At 73.6% G+C, this 16,651-nt stretch carries 16 protein-coding genes; 7 read left to right on the top strand and 9 right to left on the bottom strand.

Features of this window, described 5'->3' with window-relative positions; all coding sequences use genetic code 11:
- Positions 1-344: 344 nt before the first annotated feature.
- Complete coding sequence (locus ACFYOU_RS26630) at positions 345-2,000, bottom strand: FAD-binding dehydrogenase (protein WP_391309026.1); 1,656 nt, start codon at positions 1,998-2,000, stop codon at positions 345-347.
- A gap of 235 nt (positions 2,001-2,235) precedes the next feature.
- On the opposite strand from ACFYOU_RS26630, the gene ACFYOU_RS26635 reads away from it, so the two are divergent.
- The 4 genes from ACFYOU_RS26635 (at position 2,236) to ACFYOU_RS26650 (ending at position 4,477) form a co-directional block, all read left to right on the top strand.
- A complete protein-coding gene (locus ACFYOU_RS26635) occupies positions 2,236-3,147 on the top strand; it encodes a DMT family transporter (RefSeq protein WP_391309027.1) in 912 nt (303 codons plus the stop codon).
- A 63-nt stretch (positions 3,148-3,210) separates the two neighbouring features.
- Entirely contained in the window at positions 3,211-3,753 is a 543-nt protein-coding gene (locus ACFYOU_RS26640; protein ID WP_391309028.1) for an NUDIX domain-containing protein, read from the top strand.
- A complete protein-coding gene (locus tag ACFYOU_RS26645) occupies positions 3,750-4,163 on the top strand; it encodes a DUF202 domain-containing protein (RefSeq protein WP_391309029.1) in 414 nt (137 codons plus the stop codon). The genes ACFYOU_RS26640 and ACFYOU_RS26645 overlap by 4 nt, the downstream gene beginning before the upstream one ends.
- A complete protein-coding gene (locus tag ACFYOU_RS26650) occupies positions 4,160-4,477 on the top strand; it encodes a DUF202 domain-containing protein (protein WP_391309031.1) in 318 nt (105 codons plus the stop codon). Before ACFYOU_RS26645 ends, ACFYOU_RS26650 begins: the two co-directional genes overlap by 4 nt.
- Positions 4,478-4,527: 50 nt before the next feature.
- Here ACFYOU_RS26650 and ACFYOU_RS26655 read toward each other — a convergent pair whose 3' ends face one another.
- A complete protein-coding gene (locus tag ACFYOU_RS26655; RefSeq protein WP_391309033.1) occupies positions 4,528-5,121 on the bottom strand; it encodes a TetR family transcriptional regulator in 594 nt (197 codons plus the stop codon).
- Positions 5,122-5,694: 573 nt separating this feature from the next.
- On the opposite strand from ACFYOU_RS26655, the gene ACFYOU_RS26660 reads away from it, so the two are divergent.
- Positions 5,695-6,975, top strand: a complete 1,281-nt coding sequence (locus ACFYOU_RS26660) for an exo-beta-N-acetylmuramidase NamZ domain-containing protein (RefSeq protein ID WP_391309034.1) — start codon at positions 5,695-5,697, stop codon at positions 6,973-6,975.
- 258 nt (positions 6,976-7,233) lie between these two features.
- Positions 7,234-7,836: a hypothetical protein gene (locus ACFYOU_RS26665; protein WP_389765325.1), complete on the top strand. Its 603-nt coding sequence runs from the start codon at positions 7,234-7,236 to the stop codon at positions 7,834-7,836.
- A gap of 167 nt (positions 7,837-8,003) precedes the next feature.
- Here the strand turns inward: ACFYOU_RS26665 and soxR are convergent, their stop codons facing one another.
- From soxR to ACFYOU_RS26680, 3 genes are all read right to left on the bottom strand, one after another.
- Positions 8,004-8,549, bottom strand: coding sequence for a redox-sensitive transcriptional activator SoxR (gene soxR / locus ACFYOU_RS26670; protein ID WP_389765323.1), 546 nt, complete (start codon positions 8,547-8,549; stop codon positions 8,004-8,006).
- Between the two features lie 41 nt (positions 8,550-8,590).
- Positions 8,591-9,217, bottom strand: a complete 627-nt coding sequence (locus ACFYOU_RS26675) for a TetR/AcrR family transcriptional regulator (RefSeq protein ID WP_389765321.1) — start codon at positions 9,215-9,217, stop codon at positions 8,591-8,593.
- A 114-nt stretch (positions 9,218-9,331) separates the two neighbouring features.
- Complete coding sequence (locus tag ACFYOU_RS26680; RefSeq protein WP_391309037.1) at positions 9,332-9,619, bottom strand: YiaA/YiaB family inner membrane protein; 288 nt, start codon at positions 9,617-9,619, stop codon at positions 9,332-9,334.
- A 139-nt stretch (positions 9,620-9,758) separates the two neighbouring features.
- Here ACFYOU_RS26680 and ACFYOU_RS26685 point away from each other — a divergent pair, with 139 nt between their 5' ends.
- Complete coding sequence (locus tag ACFYOU_RS26685) at positions 9,759-10,424, top strand: TetR family transcriptional regulator (protein ID WP_391309039.1); 666 nt, start codon at positions 9,759-9,761, stop codon at positions 10,422-10,424.
- On the opposite strand, the gene ACFYOU_RS26690 is transcribed toward ACFYOU_RS26685, so the two are convergent.
- The 4 genes from ACFYOU_RS26690 to ACFYOU_RS26705 form a co-directional block, all read right to left on the bottom strand.
- Positions 10,421-11,632 carry an MFS transporter gene (locus tag ACFYOU_RS26690; RefSeq protein ID WP_391309040.1) on the bottom strand — a complete coding sequence of 404 codons (1,212 nt, stop codon included), beginning with the start codon at positions 11,630-11,632 and terminating at the stop codon, positions 10,421-10,423. The genes ACFYOU_RS26685 and ACFYOU_RS26690 overlap by 4 nt on opposite strands.
- Before the next feature lie 105 nt (positions 11,633-11,737).
- The gene (locus tag ACFYOU_RS26695) at positions 11,738-13,207 is read right to left on the bottom strand and encodes a CitMHS family transporter (RefSeq protein ID WP_389771581.1); all 1,470 of its coding nucleotides are present in this window, start codon (positions 13,205-13,207) and stop codon (positions 11,738-11,740) included.
- Between the two features lie 133 nt (positions 13,208-13,340).
- The gene (locus tag ACFYOU_RS26700; protein ID WP_391309042.1) at positions 13,341-15,647 is read right to left on the bottom strand and encodes a molybdopterin dinucleotide binding domain-containing protein; all 2,307 of its coding nucleotides are present in this window, start codon (positions 15,645-15,647) and stop codon (positions 13,341-13,343) included.
- A gap of 234 nt (positions 15,648-15,881) precedes the next feature.
- Positions 15,882-16,439 (bottom strand): hypothetical protein, encoded by a 558-nt coding sequence (locus tag ACFYOU_RS26705; RefSeq protein ID WP_391309043.1) that lies wholly within the window; start codon positions 16,437-16,439, stop codon positions 15,882-15,884.
- Between the last annotated feature and the right edge of the window lie 212 nt (positions 16,440-16,651).

Raw genomic sequence — 16,651 nt, forward strand, 5'->3', positions numbered from 1 at the left:
GGATCACCTACACGTGTCAAGTACCCGTTCGGACGGTCGAGTTGTCCCTTGGATGCCGCTTCATCCCCAGTCGACTTGGGTCGGGTCGGGTTCAACGACCTGCTGGTTCCTTGATCGTTCGCGAACGATCCGGGTCGACGCGGGCGAAGGGGCGGGAGGTCGTGCCGGGTTGACGTGCGGTTCGTGGGACGTCCTACCCGGCGGTCCGCCGGGGCACGCCTGTGGGGGGCCGGTTCCGGGGCGGCGGTACCGACGGACCGGTTTCCGGGGCTGGTACCTACGGACCGGTTTCCGGGGGCGGCATCGACGGCCCGGCGTCCGGGGGGGGCGTGCCGGCGGCTCGGTCAGCCGACCGCCGCGGCCGCGGCCCGGCCCGCCGCACGGCCGGAGAACAGACAGCCGCCGAGGAAGGTGCCCTCCAGGGCGCGGTAGCCGTGCATCCCGCCGCCGCCGAAACCCGCCGCCTCCCCCGCGGCGTACACCCCGCCGAGCGGTTCGCCGCTCTCGGTGAGGACCCGGGAGTCGAGGTCGGTCTCCAGTCCGCCCAGGGTCTTGCGGGTCAGGACGCTGAGCCGTACCGCGATCAACGGGCCGGCCGCCGGGTCCAGCAGGCGGTGCGGGGCGACCGTGCGGACCAGCCGGTCCCCCAGGAACGCACGGGACCCCCGGATCGCGGTGAGCTGGGAGTCCTTGGTGAACGGGTGGGCGACCTCGCGGTCACGCGCGACGACGACCCGGCGCAACTCCCCCTCGTCGACGAGGTCTTCCCCGACCAGGGCGTTCATGCCGCGTACCAGTGCGCCGAGTTCGGCTTCGACCACGAAGTCCGCACCGTGGTCCAGGAACGCCTGGACGGGGGCGGGCACCTGTGCGCGGGCCCGGGCGAGCACACCGCGCACGGAACGACCCGTGAGGTCGGGGTTCTGTTCGGAGCCGCTGAGCGTGAACTCCTTGCCGATGATGCGCCGGTTGAGGACGAACCAGCTGTGTTCGTACCCCGTCCGCATGAGGTGGTCGAGGGTGCCCAGGGTGTCGAAGCCGGGGAACAGCGGAACGGGCAACCGGTTGCCGCGCGCGTCCAGCCACAGCGAGGAAGGGCCGGGCAGCACGCGGATGCCGTGCTCGTTCCAGATCGGGTTCCAGTTGTGCAGCCCCTCGGTGTAGTGCCACATCCGGTCGCCGTTGACCAGGTGGCCGCCGGCCGCTTCGGTGATCTGGAGCATCAGCCCGTCGACGTGTGCGGGCACCCCGCGGACCATGCGCGCGGGCGGGGTGCCCAACCGGGCGGGCCAGTTGCGGCGGACCAGCCCCAGGTTGCCGCCGATGCCGCCGGACGTGACGATCACCGCCTGGGCGCGCAGTTCGAACGAACCGGTCACGGTGCGGCTGCTGGGCCTGCCGCGGGCGACCTCCGAGTGGTCGAGGACCTCGCCGCCCACCGTGTCCACCGCCGCGGCCGGGCCGGACAGCGCGGTCACCCGGTGCCGGAACCGGAGGTCCACCAGCCCCCGGGCGGCACCCTCGCGGACCCGGCGGGCGAAGGGGGCGAGCAGGGCGGGGCCGGTGCCCCAGGTGAGGTGGAAGCGGGGCACCGAGTTGCCGTGGCCGGTCGCGTCGTAGCCGCCGCGCTCCGCCCACCCGACGACCGGGAAGAAGCGCACCCCGCGCCGGTGCAGCCAGGAACGCTTCTCCCCCGCGGCGAAGTCCACGTACGCCTCGGCCCACCGACGGGGCCAGTGGTCCTCGGGGCGGTCGAAGCCGGCGCTCCCCAGCCAGTCCTGGAGGGCCAGCTCCCGGCTGTCGCGGACGCGCATCCGGCGCTGCTCCGGGGAGTCGACGAGGAAGAGGCCCCCGAAGGACCAGTGCGCCTGGCCGCCGAGCGACTGTGCGGGCTCCTGGTCGAGGAGGATGACCTTGCGGCCCGCGGCCACGAGTTCCGCGGTCGCCACCAGGCCCGCGAGGCCCGCACCGATCACGATCGCGTCTGCGTCGTACGCCATGCGCCGTCCCTCCGGTCCACCGGGACCCCCCGTTGCACCGGCGGCTCGGCGCCCGGGTGGGATACTGGGGTTACTGGTGAGTCAGATCCTTGGGGGACGGGGTGACCCGCGTCAACCTCTCGTGACGGGGCTCCTCGTTCGGTGCGGCCCCCGGTGCGGGCGTGGCCGGAACGCACCGGCCACGGACCACGGTGCCCGGCGCTCCGGGCCGGACGGTCGTGAGGTGGTCTGCGGCGTGTCGGTACTCGTGCTCGTCCTGGCCGTCGGTGCGGCCTGTTGCCTGGGGTTCGGGTTCGTCCTCCAACAGGACGCGGCCCAGCGGGCGCCGCTCGGCGACTTCCTCTCCTTCCGACTGCTGCTGGACCTCGTGCGGGTACCGCGCTGGCTCGCCGGCATCGGGCTGATGGTGTGCGGCATGGCGCTCGGGGCCCTGGCCCTCGGGCACGGACAGCTGAGTCTGGTGGCGCCCCTGCTCGCCACCCATCTGTTGTTCGCGCTGGCCCTGTCCCGGTGGCTGACCGGGCAGCCGCTCGGCGCCCAGGGCTGGACGGGGCTGGCCCTGCTCGCGGGCGGGGTGAGCGCCTTCATCGTGGCGGGGAGCCCCCGGGCCGGGGAGGCCGTCGCCGACCCGTTCCGACAGTGGCTGATCATCGGACTGGTGCTGGGGGCCGCGGCGCTGCTCGTCGTGCTGGCGCTCCGGGCCCGGCTGGTCATGGCGCCGGTGTTGCTGGGGGGCGCGGCCGGGCTGCTGTACGGCGTACAGGACGCGCTGACCCGGGTGACCGGGCTGCGGTTCGCCGACTCCGGTCTCGGCTCGGTGATCACCTCCTGGCAGCCGTACGCGGTGCTGGCGCTCGGTGTCACCGGCCTGCTGCTCGTGCAGAGCGCCTTCGAGACGGCACCGCTGCGGATGTCGCTGCCCGCGCTGACCGCCGCGCAACCGCTGGCCGGCATCCTGTGCGGGGTGGGGTTCCTGGGGGACCGGCTGCGCACCGACTCGGCCGCGCTGGCCTGGGAGGCGGCGGGCCTGGCGGCGGTGGTCGGGGGGATCGTGCTGCTCGGGCTGCACCCGGCCATGCCCCGGGGTGCGGAGAAGTACGCCCGGGCCGGCGACCTGCACCACGGGACGGCCCCCGGCTCGCCCTGACCTGGTCCGACCTCCGACGGGACCCGATCGGCGGCGCCGCGGGGGTGGTGCTTGGATGGGGGGATGGGTAACGCTGGCACGGCCGCGGACGAGGTCCTCGACGTCGTGGACGAACAGGACCGGGTGGTGGGGCGCGCGTCCCGGGGCGAGGTCTACGCGCGCGGACTGCTGCACCGCTGCGTGTTCGTGTTCGTCCGGGACCCGCAGGACCGGGTGTTCGTCCACCGGCGCACCGCCACCAAGCTGGCCTTCCCCTCGCAGTACGACATGTTCGTCGGCGGGGTGGTCGGGGCCGGGGAGAGTTACGCGACGGCCGCGCTGCGGGAGGCGGAGGAGGAGTTGGGCGTCACGGGCCTCCCGGCGCCCACGCCCCTGTTCACCTTCCTGTACCGGGATCCCAAGACGGGGAACGGCTGGTGGTCGGCCGTCCACGAGGTGCGCTGCACCGGGCCCGTGCGGCCGCAGGTCGAAGAGGTCGACTGGCACGCCTTCCTGCCCGAGGAGGACCTGCTGGCCGTGCTCGACACCTGGACCTGGGTGCCGGACGGCCTGGAGGCGTACCGCCTGCTGCGGGAGCACTGGGCGGCCGGACGGGCGGCCGGGTGAGCGAGGGCGGGGGGCGCGTATCCGGGGCCCTGTCGTCCCTGCGGCTCTGGTTCGCGCCGCAGCGGATCGCCGAGGAGGGCGACACCCCGGACTACCGCTTCTCGCTCGCCAACGAGCGCACGTTCCTCGCGTGGCTGCGGACCGCGCTGGCCCTGATCGGCGGCGGTTTCGCGGTGGACCAGTTCCTTCCCGACCTGCGGTGGGGCTGGCGCGTCGGGTTGGCCCTCGCGCTCCTCGGCGCGGGGGTGCTGTGCGCCCTGCGCGCGGTGAACCACTGGGTGCGCTGCGAGCGGGCGATGCGACGCGGCGAGGACCTGCCCGTGTCGCGCTTCCCCGCCCTGTTGAGCCTCGTCGTGGCGATAGTGGCCGTGGCGATGGTCGTGATCGTGCTCGCGGGCTGGGCGGAATGACCGGCCGGGTCCGCGATCCGGGACTGCAACCGGAGCGGACCAGGCTGGCGTGGCGTCGCACCACGCTGACCGCCACGGTGGTGGTCGTGCTCGCGGTGCGGGCCGCCGCGGACGGGGGGTCGCCCGCGGTCTGCGCGGTGGCCGGCGGACTGTGCGTCCTGGTGTGGCTGGGGTTCCTGGCGGTGGCGCACCGCAGGACGTGGCAGCTCTCCACGGGCGTCGTGCCCCCGCGGCCGTTGGCGCCGCGGCTGGCTGCGGTCACGGCCCTGGGCACGGTCGTCCTCGCGGGGTGCGCCGCGGTGGTCGTGTTCTGACCGGCGCGGTGTTCGGGAGTGGTGCTCGCGCCCGTGCTCGGCCGCGACGCTCAGGGGCGCAGGGCGCGCATCAGCAGGCCGGCCAGGTGGTCGGCGATCTGCCGGGGGCTCAGGGGGCCGTCCGCGCGGTACCAGGTGGGGAGGTGGTGGACCGAGCCGAAGTGGTAGTCGACCACGAGGTCGGCCGGGGTCGCGGTGGAGAACACCCCACTGGTCTGGCCCTCCTCGATGAGCGCGCGGAAGCACTCGTGGTAGTGCCGGCGTTCGGCCCGTACCTGCCGCAGCTTCTGGGGGCTGAGTTGGTGCATGGAGCGTTGGAAGATGACCGCGTCGTCGAGGTTCTCCAGGGTGGTGACCACGACGTCGGCGGCGGCGTCCCGCAGTCGGTCCGTCACGGGGGCGTCGGCCCCGGCAACGGCGTCGAGGCGTTCCTGTTGGAGCCGTAGCGTCCGCGAGTAGACCTCCTGGAGCAGGTCCTCCTTGGAACCGAAGTAGTGGTAGAGCGCGCCCTTGGTGACTCCGGCGGCCTCCACGATCTCCTGTACGGAGGTGCGGTCGTAGCCCCGGTCGGCGAAGAGGCGGGTGGCCGCCGCCAGGAGTCGCTGCGGGACGGTCGCTCCGTCTCCGTCCTTCGTCTTGGGCACGTGGGCACCCGCCTTCCTGTGTCGTGGGTCGTCGTCCGGGCACCGGCATCAATGGCGGCTGCGGCTGCGGCTGCGGCTGCGGCTGCGGCTGCGGCTGCGGCTGCGGCCCGAGGATCTTCCCACCCCGTCCTCGGCCCCCGCGCGGGCGTGCGGGCATGCACGAGGGGGTGCGGACGGGGTCCACGCGCGCCGCCCGTGACGCCCGTGACGCATGGGGTGGGAAGGCCGTCGTGTCGTCGATCGGGGGTCCGTAGGAGCGTCGGTGGTCGCACGGTGCCCGGGAGCGGCACCGGCCCCACCGCACCCCATCGCCCCGGGTTTCGACGCCGGCCGTGCGGGCGGTGCGTCGCGCACCGGTTCGCCCCCATCGGCCTGGACCTTACCCCCGGGCGGGCCGCACCGGCGCGGGCAGGTCCACCGGGAGTACGGGGGGTGGCGCGGATCGCCCGTGTCCGACACGTTCCGCAGGAGCGGACCACACGCTAGCGTGCGCGATCATGACCGTTTCCGCCTGCGGAAGGGATCGAACATGACGTATTTCGTTCGGGAGTGTGCGATGGCGGAGGTAGGCCGATGACCCTCTCCCGTCGAGGACTCCTGGCCGTCACCGGGGGTGCGGTGGCCGCGGGCGGCGCGGTCGCGGCCGCCACGCCCGCGCTCGCCCACGCCCCGCGGGGCCGCCGCCCCACCCGCACCGGGTTCGAGCGCCTGGCCGCGGGCGGCTACGCCCAGTTGAGCGGCGACCGGGTCGGGATCGTCACCAATCCGACCGGGGTGACCCGCGACGCCCGGCACGTCGTGGACGTCATGCACCGGGACGAGCGGGTGGACCTGACCGCGGTCTTCGGCCCGGAGCACGGCTTCCGGGGCACCGCGCAGGCCGGCGGTTCGGAGGGCCGCCACGACGACCCGGCGACGGGACTGCCCGTCTACGACACGTACCGGTTGACCGGTGAAGCCTTGGCGGAGGTCTTCCGGACCTCCGGGGTGGACACCGTCGTCTTCGACATCCAGGACGTCGGCGCGCGCTTCTACACGTACGTCTGGACCTTGTACGACTGCATGGTGGCCGCGGAGTTGGCGGGCCGGCGCGTGGTGGTGCTCGACCGGCCGAACCCGGTGACCGGCCGGGCGGCGCTCGGGCCGTCGCTGCGCAAGGAGTTCGCGACCTTCGTGGGCCGCGAGCCCATCGCCCAGGCCCACGGCATGACCGTCGCCGAACTGGCCCGGCTGTTCAACGCGGAGTTCCTGGAGCGCCCGGTGGAACTGGACACGGTCTTGATGTCCGGCTGGCGGCGCGCCGACTTCCCGGACGTGACCGGGTTGCCGTGGGTGCCGCCGAGCCCCAACATGCCGACCCCGGACACCGCGCTCGTCTACGCGGGCACGTGCCTGTTCGAGGGCACCAACCTCTCCGAGGGGCGCGGGACCACCCGTCCCTTCGAACTGCTGGGCGCCGAGGGGCTGGACGGCCGCTGGGCCGCCGCCGCGAACGACCTGGACCTGCCCGGGGTGCACCTGCGCGAGGCGTACTTCACCCCGACGTTCGGCAAGTTCGTCAACAAGACCGTCGGGGGCGTGCAGTTGCACGTCCACGACCGGGCGGCGTTCGACCCGGTCCGCACCGGGATCGGCCTGCTGGTCACCGCCAAGCGGACCTGGGAGGACTTCGCCTGGCGGCTCGACCGCCGACCCGACGGCACGGCGACGCACTGGGTCGACCACCTCACCGGATCGCCCCGGGTCCGCACGATGATCGACGCGGGCGCGGACACGGATGCGGTCGTGGGGGCCTGGCAGGAGGAACTGTCGGCGTTCCGCACCGTGCGGCGGCGCTACCTGACCTACAACTGACCGAACGTGAGCGGCGGCGACCGTTGGTGAACGGCTGGTGAAGGCGGCCTCTCATCTTCGATGGTGAACATTGGTCAACTTGCGCTCGCGGACACGGCTCCATCCGGCGGCGATGCGGGCAGAAGCGTCGAGTTTCGGCCAGATGAACACACCTTCCGAAGATGAGAGGGAGCCAATCCGGGTCCTCATTCGTCTACTCGACAACGCCCGAACGACGTCGAACGAGTGCTACCGCACAAGTGACGGAGGTGCAGGACGATGGCCGGATTCCGAAGTCTCGCCAGACAGGTGCGGGATCCCCGCAACGACCTGGCGCTACGGAGGTACTCCCTACGCAAGTGTCTGGAACGGTTCGCGCCCTACGGGCACCGTGCCACCTGGGACCACCTGTGCTCCCGGGCCGGGTTCGGTCCCGAGGACCGGTCGCCCGACCCGCTCCGGCTGGTGGCGGCGCTCGACGAGTTGGAGGACGCCCGCGCGGTGTGGCTCGCGTACGAGTCGGAGTTCGCGGCGCGACGGCGCAGGGAGAAGCACGGGGGGCTGCGCCGGCCCGGCAGCGTGGACGACTGGCACCGGCTGACCTGGGGCGGCTTCGGGGTCGCCTGGTGCCACGACCCTCAGCTGCACCCGCGGGCCCCGCTGGGCGAGGTGTTGCGGCGGTTGATCGCCGCGCTGGAGCGGAAGGCGGGCGACGGCTGTCCCGTCTGCGGGGACGAGGAGTTGGTGTGGCGGCACGACCTCGCGCACGCCCCCTCGGCCGGTGCGGTGTGCCAGCGGTGCGGGATCGTCGTTCCGCGGCCCGTGTTGACCACGGCGGCGGTGGCCAGGGCGCGGCGGGCCCGGGCCCTGGTGGGTGTGTAGGCGATCACTTTGGGGCCGGGCGTCGGGACGGGGCCGGCCCCGCGGTGCGTCGACCGGTCGCCGGGGCGGCGAGCACCACGGGCGAACGCCAGGCGCCCCGGGAGGAGCGGCCCGGAGCTGCCGGGAGCCGTCCGGAGCGGCCCGCACGACCCGCCGGACGACGGACATCAGTTCGACGGCTCGCAGACGGTCGGGCCCCCGGGCCGGGATCCGGAACAGTCCTCCGCCGGGTCCGTTTCCGGCGGGGCGGGCTTGTTCAGCCGGGACGGCAGGAGCCGGGAGCCCGCGTTCTCCTCGCCGAAGACGTCGTCCGGGTTCGACAGGACGCAGGTCTCCAGGGACAGGCAGCCGCAGCCGATGCAGTCGGTGAGGTGGTTGCGCAGTCGGCCCAGCTGTTTGATGCGCTCGTCCAACTCCGCGCGCCACGCCCGGGAGAGCCGGGCCCAGTCCTCCTTGGTCGGGGTGCGCTCCTCGGGGAGCTCCGCGAGGGCGTCCCGGATGGTGGCGAGCGGAATGCCGACCCGCTGGGCGGCCCGGACGAAGGCGACCCGGCGCAGCGCGTCCCGGTGGTAGCGGCGCTGGTTGCCGGAGGTGCGCCGACTGGAGATGAGCCCTTTGGACTCGTAGAAGTGCAGTGCGGAGACGGCTACTCCGCTGCGGGCGGCGAGTTGGCCGACCGTGAGTTCATGGACCTTGACCGGGATCTGGGGCACCCTTCGCAGCCTAATCCACCGGGGAAGGCGCCCGCGCGGCGTCAGGGCGTCCGGTGCCCGACCATCCGCAGGACGAGGTCGGCGTAGAGCGCACCCACCTGGTCGGGGGTGCGACGCCCGGCGACGTTGAACCAGCGGGCGACGTCGATGCAGAGCGACAGCACGGCGACGGTGGTCCCGGGGACGTCCTCGACGTCGAACTCCCCCGTGCGCACGCCCTCCTCGATGAGGTCGCGGACCACGCCGTCGGTACGGCGCCGCAGGGCGACGATCTCCGCCCGGGCCGGCTCGCCGAGGGCGTCGAGTTCGTACTGCACGACCCGTGCGGTGGTGTGCTGGGCGGCGTGCCAGCCGACGAAGGACCGCACCGCGCCGGCGAGCCGCTCGGCGGGGGTGCCGGGGGCGCGGGACGCCTCGCTGAGGAGGGCGAGCGCCTTGTCGTGACCGATCCGGCTGATCCGGTGCAGCAGCTCTTCCTTGGTCTTGTAGTGGATGTACAGCGCGGCCGGGCTCATGCCGGCCCGGCCGGCGATGTCCCGGGTGGTGGTCGCGTGGTAGCCGCGCTCGGCGAACGCCTCCACGGCGGCCACCAGCAGCCGTCGGGCCGCGTCCGGCGTGACCTGGCCCCAGGGCGGGGTGTCGCAGCCGGTCTCGTCCGCCGCAGTCATCACGCGCTCCTCGTTTCTCGCCGGCCGGGCCCTGGGCGGGCCCCTGGCCGGGAGGCAACGATACCCCGAAGGTGAGCAAGCGCTTAGCGAAGGGAGGCGGGGCGCGGAGCCGGCTCAGAGCTTGTCGAACGGGTCGTGCGCGGCGAGCAGCTTGTCCACCCGGGCCTGGTCGACCCTGCTGACGATGCGGTCCGCCTCCTGGCGGTCCCGGATCACCTTGGCGAGCGTGAAGCTCGACGTGACGAGGTAGAGGACGGCGATGGCCAGGAAGGCCCGGACCCAGGAGTCCGCGTCCAGTCGGGCGATGCCGACCCCGGTGGCCCCGAGGGCGACCGCGAACGAGACGACGGCCTGGCCGTAGAACGCGGCCGTCGACTGCTGCTTGACCGTTGATTCACTCATGGCCCCACCCTCGCCCCGGGTGGCCGGGACCACCTCCGTACGGCTACTCAGATCCGTACTCAGCACCCGCCCCGGCCTGCCCTCGTGCACCCGCGCCGGGTGAGCGCCGGGACGCGGCCGCGGCTCTACGATGTGGCGCATGGGCAGACCCCGCAGACCCCTCCTCAGCAAGGACCGCATCGTCGAGACGGCCCTCGGCCTGGTGGACGCGGAGGGGTTGGCGGCCCTGTCGACGCGTCGGCTCGCCGCGGAGCTGGGGGTGAGCGGCCCCTCGCTGTACAACCACTTCCGGACCAAGGACGAGATCCTGGACGCGGTGGTGGACTCGGTGAGCGCACAGGTCGACCTGTCGATGTTCGAGGACGACCGGGACTGGCGCACCGCCCTGCACGACTGGGCGGTGTCGTACCGGCGGGCGCTCAGCGCCCATCCGCACGTCGTACCGCTGCTCGCGCGGGGCCCCGGCCGGCGGCCCGCCGCGCTGCGCCTCGCGGACGTGGTGTTCGGCGCGCTGGTGGACGCGGGGTGGCCCCCCGTGCAGGCGTCCTCCGTCGGGGCGTCGATGCGGTACTTCGTCATGGGGGCGGCCCTCGGCTCGTTCGCCGGCGGGTTCGTCGACTCCCCGACGGAGGACGCCTACGACCCGGCGGCCCACCCGCGGCCCGGGCAGGCCCGTCTGCTCGCGGAGCGGCAGCGGTCGGTCGACGACCGGGCCTTCGAGGCGGGTTTGGCCGCCCTGCTGGACGGGCTGGCCCTCCGGTTCGCCGTGCCGCCGCAGGTGCGGGTACGGGTGCAGGAGGGCTAGCGACCGGGCCCCGGTCCTGGCTTGCCGCGCGGCGGCAGGGCCAGGCCCCCCGAAGCGAACAGCAGGACGCCGAGGAGGACGAACGGGGCCGCCGTCCCCGCGACCCCGGCCACCAGGCCCGCGGCGGCCGGCGCGGCGACCTGGCCCAGCCGGTTGCCGGTGAGTCGCAGGGCGAGTGCGGTGGAGCGGGCTTCGGGCGGGGCGGCCTGGACGACGGTGGTCATCGACAGGGGCTGGCCGACCCCGAGGCAGAAGCCGAGCAGGGCGAGCATCAGGGCGAGCCCCCACACCGGAACGGGCAGCGCCACGCCCGCGCACAGGACGCCCGCCAGCAGACAGCTCGTCACCAGCAGGGTGGTCCGGCCGACGATCCGGATCATCGGCGTGATCACCAGTCGGCAGGCGATCGTCGCCGCGGCCCGCAGGCTGAGCAGGAGTCCGACGACCAGCGGGCTGATCCCCCGTTCTTCACCGACGACGGGGAGGAAGGCGGTGAGCACGTCGGTGGCCGACAGCACGGCCAGGCTGATGACGATGCCGCCGGGCACTCCCCTGGTCCGCAGGATGCGGTGGACGGGGACCGGAGCGCTGCGCGCGGGGGCCGGCCCGGCGGGCGCCCGGTGTTCCACCCGCCACAGGGAGCTGAGGCCGACGGCTCCGGTGATCGCCGCCACGAGGAGGGCGAGGGCGCTGGTCCGGGCCAGTTCGGCGCCCTGGCCGGAGACGACGAGCCCCGCGCCGATCGGGCCGATCAGCTGGCCGAGGGAGGCCCCGATGGTGAAGTGCCCGAAGTTGCGGTCCTGGTCCTCGGGCGCCGACTGCCGGGCGACCAGCGATTGGGCGCCGATCACGAAGCACAGGTGGCCGAGTCCCATGACCGCGCTCCAGGCGGCGATCGCGGTCAGGGAGTCGGCCGTGCCGCTGAGTGCGCACCCCGCGGCGATGAGGACCACCCCGGCGGGCAGCAGGGGGGCGCAGCGGCCGTGGTCGGTGCGGCGGCCGAGGGGGACGGCGGCGAACAGCGGGAGGAGGGCGTAGACACCGGCGATGACGCCGACGGCGCGTTCGTCGGCGCCGAGGGCCAGCGCACGGTACGACACGGCGGGCCGGGCCATCGACACCGCCGCCTGGGCGAAGGCGAAGGCGATGACGAGGCGCAGCAGCCAGTGCCGCTGCGGTCCGCCGGACGTACCGGTGGGTATGTGCAAGGTGCCTCCAGGCGCGGTGCCCACCGCCGTCGGGCGGGCCACGAACAGGGGCGGCGGGCGGTCGCCGGGGGTGGCAGGACCCCCCGGCGACCGCCCGCCGCCGGCTCAGATGATGCCGAACACGAACCCGGCGCCGAGCACCACCAGCGAGGTGAGCGCGGCCCACTTCACGGTGAACCGGGTGTGGTCGCCGAACTCGACCTTCGCCATGCCCACGAGCACGTACACCGCGGGCACCAGGGGGCTCGACATGTGCAGCGGCTGGCCGACGAGGGAGGCGCGGGCGATCTCCAGCGGGGGCACTCCGTGCGCCGCGCCCGCTTCGGCGAGGACCGGGAGGATGCCGAAGTAGAACCCGTCGTTGGACATGAAGTACGTGAACGGGAGCGACAGGAAGCCGGTGACCAGGGCCATGTGCGGGCCCATCCAGTCGGGGATGGCCGAGACGACGGCCTTGGCCATGTCGTCGACCATGCCGGTGCCCTGGAGGACGCCGGTGAAGACGGCGGCGGCGAAGACCATGCCGGCGACGTTGAGCACGTTCTCGGAGTGCGCGGCGATCCGGGCCTTCTGGTCCGGCATGTGCGGGAAGTTCACCGTCAGGGCCAGGGCGGCACCGAGCATGAAGAGCACCGGTATCGGCAGCAGCTCCATGATCATGGCGGTCAGCAGGAGGATCGTCAGACCGGCGTTGAACCAGTACAGCTTGGGGCGCAGGGTGGGCCGGTTCGGGTCGAGCACGTGGAAGCCCTCGTGCTCCTCCTCGGCCTCGCCGGCTTCCTCGGCCTCGCCGGCCTTCTTGTCCGGGTCGACCTGGTCGGTGCCGCCACCCGTACCGGTGCCGCTGGTGCCGCCGGAGCGGGTGGTGCCGGAGCCGGCCTTGCCGGTGCCGCCGGCGCCGACCAGGACCTTCTCGTCGGCGGAGCCGGCCTCGGCCTCGATGACCTCGTCGAGGGAGAGGTACCCGAGGCGCTTGCGCTCGCGGCGGCCGAGGACGTAGGCGAGGGCGAAGACGCCGAGCAGGCCGACCGCGAGGGCCGGGATCATCGGGACGAAGATCTCGCTCGCGTCGAGCTTGAGGGCCGTCGCCGCGCGGGCGGTGGGACCGCCCCAGGGCAGGGTGTTCATGACGCCGTTGGCGGTGGCGGCGATGCCGGTCAGCACGACCAGGCTCATCTTCAGCCGCTTGTACAGCGGGTACATCGCCGAGACGGTGATCATGAAGGTGGTGGAGCCGTCGCCGTCCAGGGAGACGATCGCGGCGAGCGCGGCCGTGCCGACGACGATCCGCAGGGGGTCCGCCTTGGCGAACCTCAGGATCACCCGGACGATCGGGTCGAAGAGGCCGACGTCGATCATCACGCCGAAGTACACGATGGCGAACATCAGCATCGCGGCGGTGGGCGCGAGGTCGCCGATGCCGTCGATGACGTAGTCGCCGAGGTTCGCCCCCTGCCCCACCAGTACGCAGAACAGAGCGGGGATGAGGACCAGCGCCGCGATCGGCGAGACCTTCTTCATCATGATCAGGACCAGGAAGGTCGCGATCATGGCAAAGCCGAGGATGGTCAGCATGAGTGGATTACCTAACGTTCGTCCTTGAACCGTGTGGCTCTCTCACCAGGGCCTGCGGTCAGCGTGACGTTAGGTCGCGGGGGAATGCGTTAACAAGATGTTGACATGAGAGCAATATGCGCGAAAGTCCCGGTCATGTACAGATGGCGGTGAGACGCACGGGAACGGCGTTGAGCACGGCGGTTCCGGACAGGGGGTCGAGCAGGCTCCCGTCGAGGAGTTGGTTGACGTTGACGCCGGGCAGCGCGGGGGCCACCCGCAACCGGGTGCCCGTGCGGTCGTGGCCCCAACCGCGCGGCAGGCTGACCACTCCGGGGCGGACCGAGTCGGTGATCTCCACCTGGGCGGCGACCTCTCCCCCGGAGCCCCGGACCCGGACCCGGACCCCGTCGGCGAGGCCGAGCCGCCGGGCGTCCTCGGGGTGCACGTGCAGGGTGCAGCTCTGCGAGCCGCCGCCGAACCCGGGGACGTTGTGCAGCCAGCTGTTGCCGGAGCGCAGGTGGCGCCGGCCGACGAGCACGAGACCGCCCGGTCGGTCGTGCCGGGCCAGGGCGAGCCGGGTCAGGTCGGCGGCGATCGGGGGCGGCAACAGCTCGACGCGTCCGCTGCGGGTGGCGAGCGGCTGCGGCAGTCGGGGGCGCAGCGGGCCCAGGTCGACGCCGTGCGGCGCGTCGAGGAGCCGGCGCAGGGTGAGGCCGCCGGGGCGGGCGCCGAAGCCGTCCCCGTAGGGGCCGAGGCGCAGCATCAGGTCGAGGCGCCGTTCGGCCCCGCCCTCGCCGTCCAGTTCGGCGGCGAGGGCGTGCGGGTCACGGCCGTGGACGGGTCCGAAGGGGTCGGCGACGGCCTGGACGAGGGCGCTGTCGACGACGCAGGCGTCCACGTCCGAGGGGTCGGCGCCGTGCCGTCCGGTGGCGGCCAGGACCAGCCGGGCGTGGATCTCGGTCTCGGCCATCGCCCCGGGGTCCAGCGGGACCGCGGGGCGGCTGTAGCGGGCCTGGTTGCGCACGGCCAGCATGTTGAAGGCGAAGTCGTAGTGCGGGGTGCGGGAGGGCCGGGGCGGGGGCAGGACGACATGGGCGTGGCGGGTGGTCTCGTTCAGGTACGGGTCGACGCTGACCATGAAGTCGAGTCCGGCCAGCGCCCGGTCGAGGCGGTCGCCGTCGGGGGCCGAGAGGACGGGGTTGGTGGCACTGGTGACCAGGGCCCGCAGGGGGCCGCCGCCGAGGCCGCCGGGCACGCCCGCCCCGGGGGTGTCGATCTCCTCGGAGAGCGCGGCGAACGGCAGCTCCCCCTTGACCTCGGGATGGCCGCTGACCCGGCTGCGCCACCGGCCGAGGGTGAAGCCGCTGCCGGGTCCGGCGGGGCGCGGCGGCCGGTCGGTGGCGGACTGCGGGAAGAGCACGCCGCCGGGGCGGTCGAGGTTGCCGGTCAGGATGTTGAGGACGTCGACCAGCCAGCTGGCGAGGGTGCCGAAGAGATCGGTGCTGCTGCCGATCCGGCCATACACGGCGGCGGTCGGCGCCTCGGCCAGCTCGCGGGCCAGGTCACGGATCGTCCCGGCCGGTACGTCGCAGGCGTCGCTGACCGCTTCGGGGGTGAACTCCACCAGTGCGCGGCGCAGTTCGGGCACCTGGGCGACATGGGGGGCGAGGTCACGCAGGCGCACCCGGTCCTCGGCGAACAGGACGTTCACCATGGCGGCGAGCAGCAGGGCGTCGGCGCCCGGGCGGATGGCGACGTGCCGGTCGGCGAGCCGTGCGGTGCTGGTGCGGCGCGGGTCGATCACGGTGAGGGTGCCGCCGCGGGCCCGTAGCGCTGCCAGGCGGCCGGGGAAGTCGGGCGCGGTGCACAGGCTCCCGTTGGACTCGACGGGGTCGGCGCCCAGGAGCAGCAGGTGGTCGGTGCGGTCGAGGTCCGGCACGGGGATCGCGTGGGCGTCGCCGTAGAGGAGTCCGCTGGAGACGTGTTTGGGCATCTGGTCGAGCGTGGTGGCCGTGAACAGGCTGCGGGTCCCGATGCCGTTGACCAGCAGCGGCGGGTACAGGACGCCCGCGACGGTGTGGACGTTGGGGTTGCCGAGGACCACGCCGACCGCGTTGGGCCCGTAGGTCTCGATGACCGGCCGCAGACCGGCGGCGACGGCGTCGAACGCCTCGTCCCAGTCGGTTTCCGTCAGTCGTCCGCGGCGGCGCAGCAGCGGCCGGGTGAGCCGGTCGGGGTCGCCGTCGACGCTGCCGAACAGGGCGCCCTTCGGACAGATGAAGCCGTGGCTGAAGACGTCGTCACGGTCCCCGCACGCCCGGGTGACGGCGGTGCCCTCGATGGTCAGGGCGAGCCCGCAGGTCGCTTCGCAGAGGGGGCAGACGCGCAGGGCGGTCCGGGTGGTGCCGGACGGGGAGGAGGCGGAGGGTGTTGAGGGCGCAGAGGGCGCTGGGGGCATCGGGACTCCACGGTGCGTGACGGCACTCGACACGGAAGCGATCCCCTTGAGCATACCGACTGGTATGGACCATGGGGAGGTCACGCCACACCCTTCCCGGCATCCTCACGGATGGCACAAGTGCCCCATGGCTAGGCATAGTTGACGAGGCATCAGGCGACCCAGGGTGAGCGGTGAGCCGTACGCGGACATGCAGTCGACAGGCAGCGGACGGGCGGTCCGGGCGGGGGGCGCTCAGCCGGCGGGAGCGTCCTTGCGCGGTGCGAGGGTCACCCGGGCGACGTCCTCGACGGCCTGCCCGTCCACGGCCCACACCGTGCCGTCGTCCGCGTGCAACCGGACGGTCAACTCGTGCGTGCCGCGCCCCAGGGAGGCGGCGGACAACCGGTACCGGGGTTGGTGCAGTCGGGCCAGTCGGCGGCCCTCCAGGTAGAGGACGGCGTACCCGCGGCCCGTCGTCGCGGCGCCGTCGGTGCCGCTGCGCTCCGCGCTGAAGCGGAAGTTGGTGACGGTGAGCCGGACGTCCCAGTTCTCGGCGGCGCCCGGCCGGACGGCGATCCGCACGTCGGGGGCGCCCTCCCGGTCCACCTCCCGGAGTTGATCCCCGGTCGCGTCGCTCGTGGAGAGGAGTTCCCCCACCGGGGACGGGGTCAAGGAGTGCTCGTCGCCGCCCCGGGAGGAGGTTCCGCCGTCGCAGGCCGCGGCGGCGACCAGGGCGCAGCAGAGGACGAGCGCGCACGCGCCCCGGCGCGCGCGCACGCGGATGGGGACCGGTTGCTGAGGTGACGCCATGGCACCCGAGCCTAGGCGACGCGCCGCCGGCGGGATCGGACAGGGTGCGCGCCCCGGGCCGCCCCCGCCGACCGGCCCCCGCCGATCGACCTGCCCTCCCCGACCCCTCCGACCGACCCTTTGACCGACCCTTTGACCGGCCCTTTGACCGACCCGCTCCGGCCGGTGCGCGACCCGGCGCCCCTTCGCCCTTGCGCCACGGGGAACCGAAT

This window comes from Streptomyces sp. NPDC005955 (assembly GCF_042871255.1).
GTDB lineage: Bacteria > Actinomycetota > Actinomycetes > Streptomycetales > Streptomycetaceae > Streptomyces.

Bases quoted from the DNA above. Each gene is read 5' to 3' on its own strand.
- ACFYOU_RS26650 (WP_391309031.1), top strand. From the start codon at position 4,160: ATGACCGGCCGGGTCCGCGATCCGGGACTGCAACCGGAGCGGACCAGG.
- ACFYOU_RS26700 (WP_391309042.1), bottom strand. From the start codon at position 15,647: ATGCCCCCAGCGCCCTCTGCGCCCTCAACACCCTCCGCCTCCTCCCCG.
- ACFYOU_RS26680 (WP_391309037.1), bottom strand. From the start codon at position 9,619: ATGAGTGAATCAACGGTCAAGCAGCAGTCGACGGCCGCGTTCTACGGC.
- ACFYOU_RS26630 (WP_391309026.1), bottom strand. From the start codon at position 2,000: ATGGCGTACGACGCAGACGCGATCGTGATCGGTGCGGGCCTCGCGGGC.
- ACFYOU_RS26665 (WP_389765325.1), top strand. From the start codon at position 7,234: ATGGCCGGATTCCGAAGTCTCGCCAGACAGGTGCGGGATCCCCGCAAC.
- ACFYOU_RS26695 (WP_389771581.1), bottom strand. From the start codon at position 13,207: ATGCTGACCATCCTCGGCTTTGCCATGATCGCGACCTTCCTGGTCCTG.
- ACFYOU_RS26640 (WP_391309028.1), top strand. From the start codon at position 3,211: ATGGGTAACGCTGGCACGGCCGCGGACGAGGTCCTCGACGTCGTGGAC.
- ACFYOU_RS26675 (WP_389765321.1), bottom strand. From the start codon at position 9,217: ATGACTGCGGCGGACGAGACCGGCTGCGACACCCCGCCCTGGGGCCAG.
- ACFYOU_RS26705 (WP_391309043.1), bottom strand. From the start codon at position 16,439: ATGGCGTCACCTCAGCAACCGGTCCCCATCCGCGTGCGCGCGCGCCGG.
- ACFYOU_RS26660 (WP_391309034.1), top strand. From the start codon at position 5,695: ATGACCCTCTCCCGTCGAGGACTCCTGGCCGTCACCGGGGGTGCGGTG.
- ACFYOU_RS26685 (WP_391309039.1), top strand. From the start codon at position 9,759: ATGGGCAGACCCCGCAGACCCCTCCTCAGCAAGGACCGCATCGTCGAG.